This window comes from Devosia sp., from assembly GCF_028290435.1.
Classification (GTDB): Bacteria; Pseudomonadota; Alphaproteobacteria; order Rhizobiales; family Devosiaceae; genus Devosia.
Window position 1 is genome coordinate 24,756 of the sequence record NZ_JAQGJV010000054.1, and the last position, 14,442, is coordinate 39,197.

Annotated in this window: 11 protein-coding genes; 5 read left to right on the plus strand and 6 right to left on the minus strand. The window is 63.6% G+C overall.

Annotated elements, in window-relative coordinates; all coding sequences use genetic code 11:
• Positions 1–342: 342 nt before the first annotated feature.
• Both JWP26_RS12550 and JWP26_RS12555 read left to right on the plus strand, forming a co-directional pair.
• Positions 343–918 (plus strand): HPF/RaiA family ribosome-associated protein, encoded by a 576-nt coding sequence (locus JWP26_RS12550; protein WP_299727949.1) that lies wholly within the window; start codon positions 343–345, stop codon positions 916–918.
• Between the two features lie 45 nt (positions 919–963).
• Positions 964–1,431 carry a PTS sugar transporter subunit IIA gene (locus JWP26_RS12555; RefSeq protein WP_299727951.1) on the plus strand — a complete coding sequence of 156 codons (468 nt, stop codon included), beginning with the start codon at positions 964–966 and terminating at the stop codon, positions 1,429–1,431.
• Positions 1,432–1,650: 219 nt separating this feature from the next.
• Here JWP26_RS12555 and JWP26_RS12560 read toward each other — a convergent pair whose 3' ends face one another.
• The 3 genes from JWP26_RS12560 to JWP26_RS12570 all read right to left on the minus strand — a co-directional run bounded on the left by JWP26_RS12560 (position 1,651) and on the right by JWP26_RS12570 (position 3,849).
• A complete protein-coding gene (locus tag JWP26_RS12560) occupies positions 1,651–1,938 on the minus strand; it encodes a DUF1150 family protein (protein ID WP_299727953.1) in 288 nt (95 codons plus the stop codon).
• Between the two features lie 15 nt (positions 1,939–1,953).
• Positions 1,954–2,373 carry an Hsp20 family protein gene (locus tag JWP26_RS12565; RefSeq protein WP_299727955.1) on the minus strand — a complete coding sequence of 140 codons (420 nt, stop codon included), beginning with the start codon at positions 2,371–2,373 and terminating at the stop codon, positions 1,954–1,956.
• 258 nt (positions 2,374–2,631) lie between these two features.
• Positions 2,632–3,849 (minus strand): FAD-dependent monooxygenase, encoded by a 1,218-nt coding sequence (locus tag JWP26_RS12570; RefSeq protein WP_299728046.1) that lies wholly within the window; start codon positions 3,847–3,849, stop codon positions 2,632–2,634.
• A gap of 272 nt (positions 3,850–4,121) precedes the next feature.
• Between JWP26_RS12570 and JWP26_RS12575 the strand changes: the two genes are divergently transcribed.
• The 3 genes from JWP26_RS12575 to JWP26_RS12585 all read left to right on the plus strand — a co-directional run bounded on the left by JWP26_RS12575 (position 4,122) and on the right by JWP26_RS12585 (position 8,980).
• Positions 4,122–4,460: a P-II family nitrogen regulator gene (locus tag JWP26_RS12575; protein WP_046134535.1), complete on the plus strand. Its 339-nt coding sequence runs from the start codon at positions 4,122–4,124 to the stop codon at positions 4,458–4,460.
• 23 nt (positions 4,461–4,483) lie between these two features.
• Complete coding sequence (locus JWP26_RS12580) at positions 4,484–5,881, plus strand: ammonium transporter (protein WP_299727961.1); 1,398 nt, start codon at positions 4,484–4,486, stop codon at positions 5,879–5,881.
• Positions 5,882–6,265: 384 nt separating this feature from the next.
• On the plus strand, positions 6,266–8,980 hold the full coding sequence (locus JWP26_RS12585; protein ID WP_299727964.1) for a DNA translocase FtsK: 2,715 nt from the start codon (positions 6,266–6,268) through the stop codon (positions 8,978–8,980).
• An 11-nt stretch (positions 8,981–8,991) separates the two neighbouring features.
• Here JWP26_RS12585 and JWP26_RS12590 read toward each other — a convergent pair whose 3' ends face one another.
• From JWP26_RS12590 to accD, 3 genes are all read right to left on the minus strand, one after another.
• Entirely contained in the window at positions 8,992–10,284 is a 1,293-nt protein-coding gene (locus JWP26_RS12590) for a folylpolyglutamate synthase/dihydrofolate synthase family protein (RefSeq protein ID WP_299727967.1), read from the minus strand.
• 222 nt (positions 10,285–10,506) lie between these two features.
• Positions 10,507–13,014: a methyl-accepting chemotaxis protein gene (locus tag JWP26_RS12595; protein ID WP_299727970.1), complete on the minus strand. Its 2,508-nt coding sequence runs from the start codon at positions 13,012–13,014 to the stop codon at positions 10,507–10,509.
• 226 nt (positions 13,015–13,240) lie between these two features.
• On the minus strand, positions 13,241–14,218 hold the full coding sequence (accD, locus tag JWP26_RS12600) for an acetyl-CoA carboxylase, carboxyltransferase subunit beta (RefSeq protein WP_299727973.1): 978 nt from the start codon (positions 14,216–14,218) through the stop codon (positions 13,241–13,243).
• Between the last annotated feature and the right edge of the window lie 224 nt (positions 14,219–14,442).

Consider the following 14,442-nt stretch of genomic DNA (forward strand, 5'->3'; position numbering starts at 1 on the left):
GGCTCCTCATGCGAGCTCACCACAACCACGACGTCATTCCCGCGCAAGCGGGAACCCATTCGTCGGCCGTTTTTTGCTATATGGGCGTCAAAGGGCGCGGCGACGGGCACTGTCCGCTTTCGGACGGAAGGCTAAAGCCCTTGCCCCCTCATGTCACGCTTTTAAACGAACTCTTGCGGGGTGTTGCGCATTGCCTCCCTTAGCCGAGCGGGTCTAGCATCGGGGGAACGGCACACCCATATCCAACAGGTATGAGCGTGACGTGATCCCGAAGGACGGGAACCCGGCTTTCGGCTACTCAAGCGTCGGTTTTCGACGACAAAAACAGCGAAAGAGGAACCCATGACCTTACGAGTTTCCGGCAAGAACATGGATGTTGGCGATGCCTTGCGCGGCAAGGCGGAGGATCACTTTGACGCCGTTGTCGCCAAGTATTTCGATGGCGGCTATGACGGGCATTTGACGCTAACCCCTGATGGCATCGGCTTTAGGGCCGATTGCATCGTGCATCTCGACAGCGGCGCCATGCTGCAATCGAGCGCCCAGGGCGGGGACGCGACATCGGCCTATGAGGTGATGGCGCTCAACATCGAAAAGCGGCTGCGCCGCTACAAGCGGAAACTCAAGAGCCACGGTAAGGGTATCAAGGCCAATGGCGACGACACGTTGGCCCAATATACCGTGCTGGGCGCGTCCGACGAACTCGACGAGCTAGACGAAGACTATGCACCACCCGTGATTGCCGAGACCACCAAGAACCTGCGTTCGCTCAGCGTAGGGGAGGCGGTGATGGAACTGGACCTGACACAATCGGGTGTAGTGGTATTCCGCCATGCTGGACATGGCGGGCTGAATGTGGTCTACCGCCGCTCCGATGGCAATATAGGCTGGATTGATCCAGCGCTGGGGGCAAATTAGGTCCCCACCAGTACAGACCAGAAGAACTATTGCGGGACTGAATTCATGGAATTGGCCGATATCCTGGCTGAGCGCGCCGTGCTGACTTGCACGGGCGTCAAAACCAAGCGCCAACTGTTCGAACAACTGGCCAACAAGGCTGCTGAACTCACCGGACGCTCCAAGACTGAACTCTTCGAGGCTATCGAAAGCCGCGAAGAGCTTGGCTCGACCGGCTTGGGCAATGGCATTGCGATTCCCCATGGCAAGGTGGCGGGGCTCAACCGGGTGTGTGCGGTTTTTGCGCGCCTGGACGAGGCCATCGAATTCGACGCGCTCGACGACCTGCCCGTCGATATCGTGATGATGCTGCTGGCCCCCACCGGGGCCGGCGCGGACCATCTCAAGGCCCTGTCGCGCGTGGCGCGTGTGCTGCGCAACGAGCATGTTTTGGACGAACTGCGCCGGCTCGATACGTGCGACGCGATCTATGGCCTGCTGACCGCTCCGGTGGCTTCCACCAAGGCGGCTTGAGTTCCGCTCGATCCTCAAAAACGCAAAACCCTCGGGGAAGCCCGAGGGTTTTTTGGTTTTGATGCTCACGCTATCCCACCCACCGCCTTCCCGCGGACTTGATCCGCGGGCCACTCGCCGCATGTGCTGCCGCTGGCTTTGGCCCTTGGAGACCCGCGGATCAAGTCCGCGGGCATAACGGCGGGGGTGGAGCACTTTGGGCCCCGATGGCAGCGGCGATCAGTGCAGCGTCGCCAGACCCAGATTCTTGTCACCAAGCCAGTCGGTGACCGCGTCTTCGGTGTCGGTAACCAGCAGTGGGGTGCCGTCGGCCGACATCACCAGTTGGTAAAGCCCGTCGGTGTCGAATTGCGCGTCGGTAATCATCTGCGAGAGCGCATCGCCGCCAATGGCGCGCACATAGGCCACGGCATTGCCCCCAAGGGCAGCAAACTGGGCGCTCGTCAGATCCTTGAGCGGGTGGATAACGTTACCGACATTGGCCTCGTCATTGCGTTTTTCATACATTTTCAGGCCCTTTCCTCATAATGAGCGAATTTCGATACGGCGGGCGACCTTCAGCGCTTGCGGGCGCTCTAATGCAACAACGAGCATACCATGCCCTAAAGTTGCATCTTTCACGATCATCCCATCGGCCAGGAGGAACGAGCGCTGGAATTGCCGCGCCGCGATACCGCGGTGCAGATACTCCTTGCCGGGTTCATCCTTCTGGCGTCCGCGCACCATGATCTGGTTATCCTCGGCCATGACTTCGAGTTCGTTGGCGGCAAAGCCCGCCACCGCGATCGAGACCAGGAATTTCTCGGTGCCGTCGGGCAGGACGGTTCGCTCGATATTATAGGGCGGGTAGCCGTCGGCGGATTTTGCCAGCCGATCGACCCGCTCTTCGAACGCATCGAAGCCCAATAGGAACGGGGCAGAGAACACAGAAATACGCGACATCAGGGGCGTCCTTGATAGCAAGCAACGTCTGGGCCGGACCCGTAGCAAAGTGGCATCCGGCGCCCATGCCAAGATATGGGGAACGGCGCGGTGGGTTCAAGTGTGGAGGAGTGGAACCGTGCCACGCCGTCGTGGTTCGAGGCTCGCGAAGGGCTCGCACCTCACCGTGAGGGCTACTCTCAGATCGCCATTCTCCCAGTAGCCCTCGTGGTGAGGTGCCTCTTCGGCGCCTCGAACCACGGGGGCGAGGCACTATGCCTAGATCGGTAGCCCCGATAACAACCTTGGCCCATTCGACCCCACCCCCGCGGCGGCGCGGATCATGGCGGATTTGACCGGTTCGGAACGGTCGACGAGGCCGAGGCCGAAATCACGGAGGGCGCGAACGGGGGCGATTTCGTTGGAGAACAGGCGGTTCATGGTGTCGGTGACCATGGCCATGGCGGAGGTGTCGAGGCGGCGCCAGCCTTGGTAGCGGGCAAGCACATCGTCGCTGCCGTGGTCGAGGCCGAGGCGGAGGGCCTCCACGACGACTTCGGCCAGGGCGGCGACGTCCTTGAGGCCCAGGTTCAGGCCCTGGCCGGCGATGGGGTGCACCACATGGACGGCGTCGCCGACCAAGGCCAGGCGGGGCGCGACGAAATCGCGGGCGATCCTCATGTGGAGGGGGAAAGCCTGCAATTTGTCTTGGGCAATTACGGCGCCCAGCGTCGAACCCATGACCGATTCGATGGTAGCGTTGAGCTCGTCCGGGCCCATGGCGAGGAATTTCGGAGCGTCGGCGCTGGCCTCGGTCCAGACCAGAGAGGAGCGATTGCCCTTGAGCGGCAGGCTGGCAAAGGGGCCGGCAGGCCGGAAATGCTCGTAGGCGGCGCCATCATGGGGAAGCTCGTGACTGATCGTCGTCACGAGGCCCGATTGCTTATAGTCGTGGGCGACGGTGGTGATGCCCGCCATGGTGCGCAGTTTTGACTGGCCGCCATCGGCTCCGACGACGAGAGGGGCGCTGAGCAGGCGTCCGTCGGCCAGCGTTAGCACGCCCGCCATGCCGTCGGCGGCAAAGTGTTCGATCTCAACAGGGGCGATCACGGTAATGCTGGCGGCGGCGGCATCGAGCAGGACCTGCCCCATGATGCTGTTGGGCACCATATGGGCAAAGGGCTCGCCCGGCGCGACATCGCCCGCAAAGCTGAGGAAGAGCGGCCGCGACAGGTCGCCGGTACCCGAATCGGTGATGCGCATCGCCGTGATGGGTTGCGCGGCCTCGACCATTGGGGACCAGACGCCCAGTGCCTCAAACACCCGGCGCACGCCTGCCCCAACGGCCGAGGCGCGATTATCGCGCGGCACGGCCAGCGGGCGGCGATCGACCAGGCCAATGCGAATGCCCCTGGCGGAACGGGCCAGCGCCAAGGCTAGCGTCAGCCCGACCGGCCCGCCGCCCACGATCAGCACATCGAACCGCTCGCTCTGCATCGTCATCCGCCTCGTTTGAAGACCACAGTTTCGCCGCCCAGACATGGCGATGCAAGACGCGTCAGCGCCGCGGGCACTGTGCCGTAATATTGCCCAAATTGGCCAGGTTCTGCACAAAAATCAGGCATCTTTTCATCCTGCTCGGGCAAATCTGCATTATGGATTTGGTAACCCCTTGTTTTCAAGGCGTATTTCGGTCGTCAGCCGACTTGGCACGGGTCTTGAGTCTATAGGGCTATTCCAGACTGACGCCAAATTGCAAAGGGGCTCTCATGAAACTGGTGATAGCGATTATCAAGCCATCACGCCTCGAAGAGGTTCGCCAGGCTCTCAACTCACTCGACGTCCACGGCATGACCGTGACCGAAGTGAAGGGATACGGCCGCCAAAAGGGGCATTCCGAAATCTATCGCGGCACCGAATACGCCGTGCACTTCCTGCCCAAGCTCAAGGTCGAGATCGCGGTCGATGATGCCCTCGCCGATGCCGTGTCCACGGCTATCCGCGACAGCGCCCAGACCGGCCGGATCGGCGATGGCAAGATCTTCGTCCTCGATCTGCTCGCTGTCACCCGCATTCGCACCGGCGAAACCGGCGCGGCCGCCCTTTAAGCGTCATTCGGAGAGAAACAGAAATGACAGGTCTCAAGACGTCAAAACTACTCGGGGGGTCACTGCTCGCTTCCCTGGCGATGAGCGTCGCCGCTTTCGCCCAAGACGCGGCCGCTCCCGCCGCTGATGCAGCCGCCGCCGTCGTCGCCGAAGTCGCCCCCCATGTCGACAAGGGCGATACCGCCTGGATGCTGGTGTCCACCATGGCGGTCATCGTCATGACGGTGCCGGGCCTGGCTCTGTTCTATGGTGGCCTCGTGCGCTCCAAGAACGTGCTCTCCGTGCTGACGCAGGTGTTTGCCGGCTTCGCCATGATCGCCCTGCTCTGGGTGGCTTATGGCTATACGCTGGCCTTCAACGGCGCGACCGATGGCAGCGGCCTGTCCAACTTCGTCGGCGACTTCTCGAAGTTCTTCCTCGTGGGTATCGGCCCCGACTCGACCACCACGACCTTCTCGGCGGCCTTCCTGCTGCCCGAAATGGTGTTCGTGATCTTCCAGCTCACCTTCGCGGCCATCACCGCCACCCTCATCGTCGGCGCCATTGCCGAACGCATGAAGTTCGGCGCCTTGCTGGCGTTCCTGGCCATCTGGTTCACCTTCTCCTATATCCCGATCGCCCACATGGTCTGGTATTCGGGCGGTCTGCTGTTCAAGCTGGGCGCCTATGACTTTGCTGGCGGCACCGTGGTTCATATCAATTCCGGTGTGGCCGCCCTCGTCGCCTGTCTGGTTCTGGGGCCGCGTATCGGCTACCTCAAGGAGCCGATCGCTCCGCACAATCTGGTGCTGACCTATATCGGCGCCGGTCTCCTCTGGTTCGGCTGGTTCGGCTTCAATGCCGGCTCCAATCTCGAAGCCAACGGCCTCACCGCCATCGCCCTGCTCAATACCATCACTGCTCCTGCTGCCGCAGCCCTGGTCTGGATCCTTTGCGAAAAGATCAGCCGTGGCCATGCTTCGGCCCTGGGCGCCGTGACGGGTGCGGTTGCGGGTCTCGTCGCCATCACCCCGGCTGCCGGTTTTGCCGGTGTGGCGGGCGCCATGGTGCTGGGCGGCGTCGCCAGCGTGGTCTGCTTCTGGGCGGTCGTGTCGCTCAAGCAGATGTTCAAGTATGACGACAGCCTGGACGTGTTCGGCGTGCATGGTGTTGGCGGTATCGTCGGCGCCCTGGGCACCGCCATCGTCGCCACCCCGTCGCTGGGCGGTTACGCCCTCGGCGAGGCGGCGGCCTATTCGTGGACCAGCCAGTTCATGATCCAGCTCGAAGCCGTGGCGATCGCCGTGGTGTGGTCAGGCGTCGTGGCCTTCGTCGCGCTGATGATCGTCAAGGTGGTGTTCGGCGGCCTGCGGGTTGCGGAAAGCGCCGAAAGCGATGGCCTGGATATCGCCACTCATGGCGAGCACGCCTACAACAGCTAAGTGCAATTTTCCGGGCGGCGAGACTCGCCGCCCGGCTCCCCCGTCTGCGCATGATCTGGTCCGAAAACCGGCTTCCACTTTTCGGGATCATGCGAACGCCAAAAGAATTGATCGCCGCGTGCAGCTCGTGTTCCTCTTGGCCCGCCACAGAGGCTTCCCACTCGCAAAACCGCACGGGCTGCACACCACGATCAATTGGCTGAACAAAGTGCCGCACTGCCAGTCCTCCCCGAGGGCAATGCGGACGACAAGGGCCTGCCGGACCGGCGGGCCCTTTTTCTTGGACCGGCGACCGATGGTTAGCATGAGATTAACCCCAGCCTTCTAGCATGAGGCAACATTGGGCAAGGATCGTCCGCGCCCGGTAGAGACTGTTGCCCGCCCATGCCGACACATCCCACCCCCATGCTCGACGAAGTGCGTTCCATGCCCGCGCGTGGTCCCAAGCCCCGGGCCAAGATTGCTGCACCCGTGGCGCCCAAGGCGATTGCCATCCATATTCCGCTGCGACTGGTCGGGTTGATCGTGCTGGCGGTGGTGGGGATATGCCTGGCGGCACTGGCATCGTGGTCGGTGGATGATCCCAGTTTTTCCTATGCGACCAGCAAGGCGCCGGCCAATTGGCTGGGCTTTCCGGGCGCGGCTATCGCCGACATCGCGTTCCAGACGCTGGGGTTGGCGGCTTTGGTGCTGGTCGTTTCTCCGGCCCTGTGGGGCTGGGCGCTGGCGCGCAAGCGCGTCGTCACCGGCATGGGGCTGCGCGCCCTGGCGTGGATCGGCTCGACCTTTTTGGCGGCCGGCGTGCTGTCCTTCATCGCCATGCCGGCCACCTGGCCGCTGCCGACGGGTCTGGGCGGCCTTGTGGGCGGCCTGTTCAGCAACACCGCGGCTTCGATCGCCGGGGCGCCGGTCAGCGGGCTGATGGGCACGCTGTTCGCTATCATCATCGCCATTCCGACTTTGGCGCTGTTCTGGATCGGCATGGGGCTGGGCCATACCATTTCGGCCGCGCCGCAGAAGGTATCTGCCGCGGCAGCGCGTCGTGGGCAGCCGGCGGTTGCGGACGATGAGCCCGAAACCAACCCACTGGTCGATATCGTGCTCGGCGCCATGGTGCATACCGGCTACTCCTTGCGCACCGCCTTCCGCCGCGCTCGCGAAAGCCATGCGCAGCGCCGCGAGGATGAAGCCGCGTTCCGCGATAGTGACCGCGAGCCGGGCATGGACGTGGCTGTCGAGCCTGTCGTCGGCCGCCAGGAGCCCTCGATGGCCCCGACGCAGCGCCGCATTCACGCGCCGGCCGAGCCGGCGTTCGAGCAGCCCCGCGCCGAGCCGCGCATCAACGCGCCCAGCGACTATGACGATACCGAGCTCGACTATCCGGCCGAGCCTGAAGATGACGACCTGCCCTTCGTGCCCGACGTGCCGGCACCGGCCGTGGTCAACCATCACCAGCGCGGCGATTCGCGCTTTCATCCGGCTCCGCCACCAAGCGGCATCTCGCCGCGCGTGTCCGCCCCCCCTGCCCGCCCCGTGCAGGGCCAGCGTATTGCCCGCGAAGCCCAGGGCTCGTTCCTCGACGCGCCGCTTGGTTTTGAGCTGCCGCCCCTGAGCCTCTTGGCCGAACCCAAGCACAAAGGCCCCTCCGAAGAGCACAATCCCGAGCGGCTGGAAGCCATGGCGCGTCAGCTCGAAGGCGTGCTGGAGGATTTCGGCGTCAAGGGCGACATCATCAATGTGCGCCCCGGCCCGGTGGTGACGCTGTTCGAACTGGAGCCGGCTCCGGGCATCAAATCGTCCCGCGTGATCTCGCTGGCCGACGATATCGCCCGCTCGATGAGCGCGATTTCCGCTCGCGTCGCCGTGGTGCCGGGCCGCAATGCCATCGGCATCGAGCTGCCCAATCACAATCGCGAAATGGTGTATTTCCGCGAAATGCTGGCCTCGACCGATTTCGAGAAAATGAAGGGCAAGCTGCCCATCTGCCTGGGCAAGACCATTGGTGGCGAGCCGGTGATCGCCGATCTCGCCCGCATGCCGCATCTGCTGATCGCAGGCACCACCGGTTCGGGCAAGTCCGTCGGCATCAACACCATGATCCTGAGCCTGCTCTACCAGATGACGCCCGAGCAGTGCCGCATGATCATGATCGATCCGAAAATGCTCGAACTCTCAATCTATGACGGCATTCCACATCTGCTGACCCCCGTCGTCACCGACCCGCAAAAGGCGGTGGTGGCGCTCAAATGGGCCGTCCGCGAGATGGAAGACCGCTATCGCAAGATGAGCAAGATCGGCGTGCGCAATATCGACGGCTTCAACCAGCGCGTAAACGAATCCAAGGCCGAGGGCCGGGTCATCACCCGCACGGTGCAGACCGGGTTCGACCGCGAAACCGGCGAGGCGATCTTCGAGAGCGAGGAATTCAACCTCGAGCCGCTGCCCTATATCGTGATCATCGTCGACGAAATGGCCGACCTGATGATGGTAGCCGGCAAGGACATCGAAGGCGCCATCCAGCGGCTCGCCCAGATGGCCCGCGCCGCCGGCATCCACATCATCACCGCCACGCAGCGCCCGTCGGTGGACGTCATCACCGGCACGATCAAGGCCAACTTCCCTACCCGCGTCAGCTTCCAGGTGACCTCAAAGATCGACAGCCGCACCATTTTGGGCGAACAGGGCGCCGAGCAGCTGCTGGGCAATGGCGACATGCTGTATATGGCGGGCGGCGGCCGCATCAAGCGCCTGCACGGGCCGTTCGTCGCCGATAGCGAAGTGGAAGCCGTGGTCGCGCATTTGAAGACCCAAGGCTCGCCGGATTACCTCGATAGCATCGTGGCCGATGAGGACGAGGGCGGCGGCGACATGGGCGACAGCGGCGGTGGCGACGATTATGCCGGCTCGGGCGACGAGCTTTACGACAAGGCCGTCCATATCGTTCTGACCGACAAGAAGGCCTCGACCTCCTATATCCAGCGCCGCCTGGCCATCGGTTACAACAAGGCGGCGACGCTGATCGAGCGCATGGAACGCGAAGGCGTCATCTCCCAGGCCAACCATGCCGGCAAGCGCGAGATTCTGGTGGGTTCGGACTAGGTCCGAGCCGCCTAGTCGGGAATCGTGCCGTTGCGGTGCAGGACCTGGCCCGCGAGGTAGAGCGAGCCGGAAATCACCACCCGGGCATTGCGGACTTCGGCCGCCGACCGCAGGGCCGCGTCGATCGAGCGGCTGGCGGTGGCGGGGAAGCCGGCACCGCGCAAGGCATCGGCGATGAAGGCGGCCTTGTGGGCGTTGGGCTCGCCCGGAATGGTCAGCGTCAGGATGCGCTCGGCCATGTTGGCAAACGGGGCCAGCACGTCGGCGGGGACGCGGGTGTTCATCATACCCATGATCAGCACCAGCGGCGCCGGACGGGATAGGTTCATATCGGCCAGCGCCCGGGCCAAGGCGCGCGTGCCGTGGGCATTGTGACCACCATCGAGCCAGAGTTCGGCACCGGGGCCGAGCAGGTCGCGCAGCGGGCCCTGCAGCGACGATAGCCTCGCCGGCCAAACCACCGTCTGCAGGCCCTTTTCAATCGAAGCGCTATCGACCGGCAGGTTGAAATGGCGCACGGCCGCAATGGCGGTGCCGGCATTGTCGAACTGGTGCGCCCCGATCAGTTTGGGGCGTGGTAGATCGAGGAGCCCGGCTTCGTCCTGATAAACCAGGCGGCCATCCTGTTCGTAAGCATCGAAATCCTGGCCAGCGACGAAGGGCGTAACGCCGAGGCGGCGGGCAACCCTGTCGATACTGGCCAGCCCCTCATCGGCTTGACGGGCGATCACGGCGGGACTGCCGCGCTTGAGAATGCCGGCTTTTTCGACGGCGATCTTGCCGATGGTATTGCCGAGGAACGCCATGTGGTCGAGATCGACCGGGGTGATGATGGTGCCGAGCGGATGCTTGACCACATTGGTGGTGTCATAGGTGCCGCCCATGCCCACTTCGAGCAGCACGTAATCGGCAGGGGTTTCGGCAAACAGCACGAAGGCGGCGGCGGTGGTGATTTCGAAATAGGTGATGTTTTGCCCGGCGTTCACCGTCTCCAGCCGCTCCAGCACGGCGTTGAGGCGGCGGCTGGTGACCAGCTTGCCGGCGAGGCGAATACGCTCGTTGAAGCGTACGAGATGGGGCGAGGTATAGACATGCACGCTCTTGCCAGACGCCTCCAGCATGGCGCGCAGGAACGCGACCGTGGACCCCTTGCCGTTAGTGCCGGCGACATGGATCACCGGGGGGATGCGGTCTTCGGGGTTGCCGAGATCGGCCAACAGCCGTTCGAGCCGTTCCAGGCCCAGATCGATCAGCTTGGGGTGGAGGCCCGAAAGGCGCTTGAGAATGGCATCGGTTCGCGACATGAGCAGGTCCGGATCAGGGAAGCGATCTGGTAGCGCGCAATCGCGGCGGGCTCAATGGGGATGAGTCTCCAAGCCAAGGAAGGCCCCCTCACCCGCCGCTGTGCGGCGACCTCTCCCCCAGAGGGAGAGGTGAAGAAAGGATCGCGCGCAGCGCACCTCTCCCTTTGGGGGAGAGGTCGGCCGCAGGCCGGGTGAGGGGGCCTTGCAGCGGATCGAAAGCTATCAGAACTCGCTCCAGTCCTTATCCACCGCAGTCGCCGTATTGCCCCGGCGCAGATAGGTGCCGGCGACGGCTTTGAGTTTCTGCTGGATACCACGGGCGCCCGCCGGTTGCGGGGTGGGAGCCTGTCGAGACGGCGCCCGGGCCGGAGCTTCGGCAAGGGTGAAGATGTCGACGATACGGTCGAGTTCGCTCGCTTGCGCCTCGGTCTGCTCGATGGCGGCGTTGGTTTCCTCGACCAAAGCCGCGTTGTGCTGGGTCATTTCGTCGAGCACCTGAACGGCGGTGCTGACCTCTTCGATCGAGAGCGCCTGCTTGCGGCTGTCGCGCGAAATGGCTTCAAGCGCGGCGGTATTGTCGCGGATGGCGCCCAGCATGCTGGAAATCTTGGAGGCAGCATCGGAGACGAGGCGCGATCCACCGCGCACTTCATTAGCCGACTGCTCGATCAGCGCCTTGACGTCCGACGAGGCGCTGGCGGCCGATTGGGCCAGCCGGCGCACTTCGACGGCGACCACGGCAAAGCCCTTGCCAGCATCGCCGGCCCGGGCGGCCTCGACCGAGGCGTTGAGCGCCAGAAGATTGGTCTGGAAGGCGATGTCGTCGATCAGGCCAATGATGTTGGAAATCTTGGCCGACGATTGCGTGATGCGCTCCATGGCGTCGTTGGCCTCGGCCATCACGGCGCCGCCGGCTTCGGCGGTTTTGGTGACGGCCTGGGCCTGCACGCTGGCCGATTCGGCCTTCTTGGCGTTCTCTGCGACGGTGTTGGCGAGTTGTTCGATGGCGGCCGAAGTCTCTTCGATGGTGGCGGCCTGCTTGGTGGTGCGTTCGCTCAGGTCATTGGCGCCGGAGAGGATTTCGCCAGTGGCACGTTTAAGGGCGCCAGAGGTGTCGCGGAGCTGGCCGACAATGTCGCCGAGCTTTTCCGCCACCGCATTGGTATCGGTCTTGAGACGCGCGAAGGCGCCTTCGTAATCGCCGCGCACGCGCAGAGTCAGGTCTGTTTCGGCGAGAGCCGCCAGCACTTCGCCGGTTTCACCCAGGCCACGGTCGACGGTTTCGACCAGGGCATTGACGCTCTTGGCGAGGCCATTGAGTTCGGCATCGGGGAATTGAGCATCGACGCGCTTACTAAAATCGCCCGCGATGGCAGCATCGACCACATCGCCGAAGGAGCGCTGCAGGCTCTGCATCATCGAGGCACGATCAGCGCGGCGGGCGATCGACTGGGCGGCTTCGGCCTCGGTCAGCTCGGTGACCTTCTGGCCGTTTTGACGGAACACTTCGACGGCGCGCGACATGGCGCCCAATTCGTCGGTGCGGCCGGCGCCTTTGATGCGAATGTTGAGGTTACCCTGGGCCAGCTCCTGCATGGCGCCGGTCAACAGCGTGATCGGCCGCGTGACGCTGCGCGAGAACAGCCAGCCGGCCAAAGCCACGACGGCCAAGAGCGCTGCACCGATGGCGAGCATCATGTTGCGCATGTCGACGATGGGAGCGAGCACTTCGCCGGTGGCCATCACGGCGACGACGGCCCAATTGCCGGCGCGAGTAGTGACGGGCGCGGCGGCGACCAGCATTTCGGTGCCGCGATAGGCGGTGGAGGTGCCTTCGCCAGTGTTGCCGGCAATCGCAGAATCGAGTGCGGGCGCGGCGAAGCTGGTGACCAGCGCGTCATTGGCTTCGGTAAAAATCGAGTTGGAGCGCAGCAGCCCGTCGGGACCGACGACCAGCGCCTCGCCGGTTTCGCCGAAGCCGGTGCGGTTGCCGATGACGGCATCGAGCCGTTCGGAGGGGAGCTGGATGGCCAGCACGCCGACCTTGCGGCCGGTGGCATTGAACACCGGCTTGGCGAAGAAACTGGCGGGCAGGTTGTTGGCCGCCGCATAGGGGGCGAAATCGGCAAACACCAGGTCGTCGGGGGTTTCGATGGCGACGGCCTTGGCAAACACCTGTCCCAAGGCCGAAGAGGCTAGCGGGCCGGTGACGAAATTGGTGCCGAAGTCCTGGCCCTTGTCGACGGAATAGACCAGCGAGCCCTTGAGATCGAACAGATACAGATCGCGATAGCCGCGTGCCGCGATCTGGCTGCGGAAGCCGGGATGGAAGCGGGTGTGGGTGACGTCATAGGCGCCGGTGGTGCCCAGAGTATCCAAAGCCGCCAGATCATCTTTTTTGGGATTGTTGGTGACGTAGAGGGTGCGCACTTCCTCGGTCGGGTTGACCTTGAACTGCAGCCAGGCGCCGCCGAAATCGCGCAGGGCCTGCACGGTGGCCTCGGAGCGCGAGGTGGCCGTCAGGTCATCCTCGACCGATTTGAGATAGGTCGACACCTGGGTGGCGCGTTCGGAGGCCAGCGTGAGCAGCCGGCTTTCGGCCGAACTGCGCAGCGCGTTCGAGCCGATCAGGTAGCTGGCGCTGCCGACGCCGATACTGACCAGCAGGGCCGAGCCGATCAGCGCCAATGGCAGCTTACGGGCAATCGACATCGAACGGAATTTGAACATGCAGTTCCCCCTCGCGAATGCCGCTGGCTGGCGGCGACGCAAGAGAATGCGCGCTGAGCTCTTTGGCAGCGCGCAATAGTACCTGAAACGATATTAAGTGGCGGTAAAGGAAGTTCGGACGGTTGGAGCTTGATGACTTCTGGTCAAGGCGTCATCAACCCCGCGTTTCTATCGGCCCACAATCTGTTCGGAAAAGCGGCACCCGCTTTTCCCGATCATGCTCTAATTATTCGGCATGCGCCGCCGGCGGCATTAGCGCCAGGTCGTCGTCGCTTTCGGCGGCGGCGGCGGCATCGCGCAGGCTAACCCGGGTGGTGGTGGTCATGGCCGAGGAGGCCAATTCATCCACCGCCTCGTTGCGCATCAGGATGCCGGCGAGCGAGCCGATGGTGGAGCGCAGCTTGTGGCGATGCACCACCATATCGACCATGCCGTGCTCGAACAGGTATTCGGAGCGCTGGAACCCCTTGGGCAGCTTTTCGCGAATGGTCTGCTCGATGATGCGGGCGCCGGCGAAGCCGATACGCGCGCCGGGCTCGGCAATGTGGATATCGCCCAGCATGGCATAGGAGGCGGTGACGCCGCCGGTGGTGGGATCGGTGAACACCACGAAGAAGGGCAGGCCGGCTTCACGCAGGCGCAATACTGCGACGGTGGTGCGCGGCATCTGCATCAAGGAAAAAATGCCTTCCTGCATGCGCGCGCCGCCCGAGGCGACGAATAGCACGAAGGGGGTCTTGCGGCTGGCCGCGGTTTCGAGACCGGTGATGATGCCTTGCCCGGCAGCCATGCCGAGCGAGCCGCCGATGAAATCGAAATCCTGCACCGCCACCGTGGTGTCGCGACCATAGAGCTTGCCCGAAGCGACGATGACGCTGTCATCGAACCCGGTCTTGACGCGCCCTTCCTTGAGGCGGTCGACATAGCGCTTCTGGTCGCGGAATTTTAGCGGATCGACTGGCACGGCCGCGATCGGCACCAGGCTATATTTGCCATCGTCGAAGAAGGTTTCCAGCCGGTCGGCCGGCTTGATCTTCATGTGGTAGCCCGAATTGGGCACCACCCACTGATTGGCTTCCAGATCGCGATAAAACACCATCTCGCCAGACTCGGGGTCCTTGACCCAAAGGTTTTCCGGCGTCTCGCGCTTGTTGGAGAGGAACGAGCGGATTTTGGGGCGGACGAAGTTATCGATCCAGTTCATGGCGGGCCTCGCAATAGGCAGTTACGCTTCAGCTAAGCGTCGATTGTGGCAAATCTTATCAGGGTGCGGCGGGGATGGCAAAGTGGGCAACTGTTTGCACACAGGTCACCCCCTCCCGGCCTCCCCATCAAGGGGGGAGGTGTCTGCCGGTGGATAAGGCTCGCCCGAGTTCAGACAGAGCAAATTGAACTCGATTGAGTCCCAAGAGTGGAGAGAACCTCCCC

Coding starts and splice junctions, on each gene's coding strand:
- JWP26_RS12580 (WP_299727961.1), top strand. CDS start 4,484: ATGACAGGTCTCAAGACGTCAAAACTACTCGGGGGGTCACTGCTCGCT.
- JWP26_RS12555 (WP_299727951.1), top strand. CDS start 964: ATGGAATTGGCCGATATCCTGGCTGAGCGCGCCGTGCTGACTTGCACG.
- JWP26_RS12570 (WP_299728046.1), bottom strand. CDS start 3,849: ATGCAGAGCGAGCGGTTCGATGTGCTGATCGTGGGCGGCGGGCCGGTC.
- JWP26_RS12585 (WP_299727964.1), top strand. CDS start 6,266: ATGCCGACACATCCCACCCCCATGCTCGACGAAGTGCGTTCCATGCCC.
- JWP26_RS12565 (WP_299727955.1), bottom strand. CDS start 2,373: ATGTCGCGTATTTCTGTGTTCTCTGCCCCGTTCCTATTGGGCTTCGAT.
- JWP26_RS12595 (WP_299727970.1), bottom strand. CDS start 13,014: ATGTTCAAATTCCGTTCGATGTCGATTGCCCGTAAGCTGCCATTGGCG.
- JWP26_RS12550 (WP_299727949.1), top strand. CDS start 343: ATGACCTTACGAGTTTCCGGCAAGAACATGGATGTTGGCGATGCCTTG.
- JWP26_RS12590 (WP_299727967.1), bottom strand. CDS start 10,284: ATGTCGCGAACCGATGCCATTCTCAAGCGCCTTTCGGGCCTCCACCCC.
- JWP26_RS12575 (WP_046134535.1), top strand. CDS start 4,122: ATGAAACTGGTGATAGCGATTATCAAGCCATCACGCCTCGAAGAGGTT.
- accD (WP_299727973.1), bottom strand. CDS start 14,218: ATGAACTGGATCGATAACTTCGTCCGCCCCAAAATCCGCTCGTTCCTC.
- JWP26_RS12560 (WP_299727953.1), bottom strand. CDS start 1,938: ATGTATGAAAAACGCAATGACGAGGCCAATGTCGGTAACGTTATCCAC.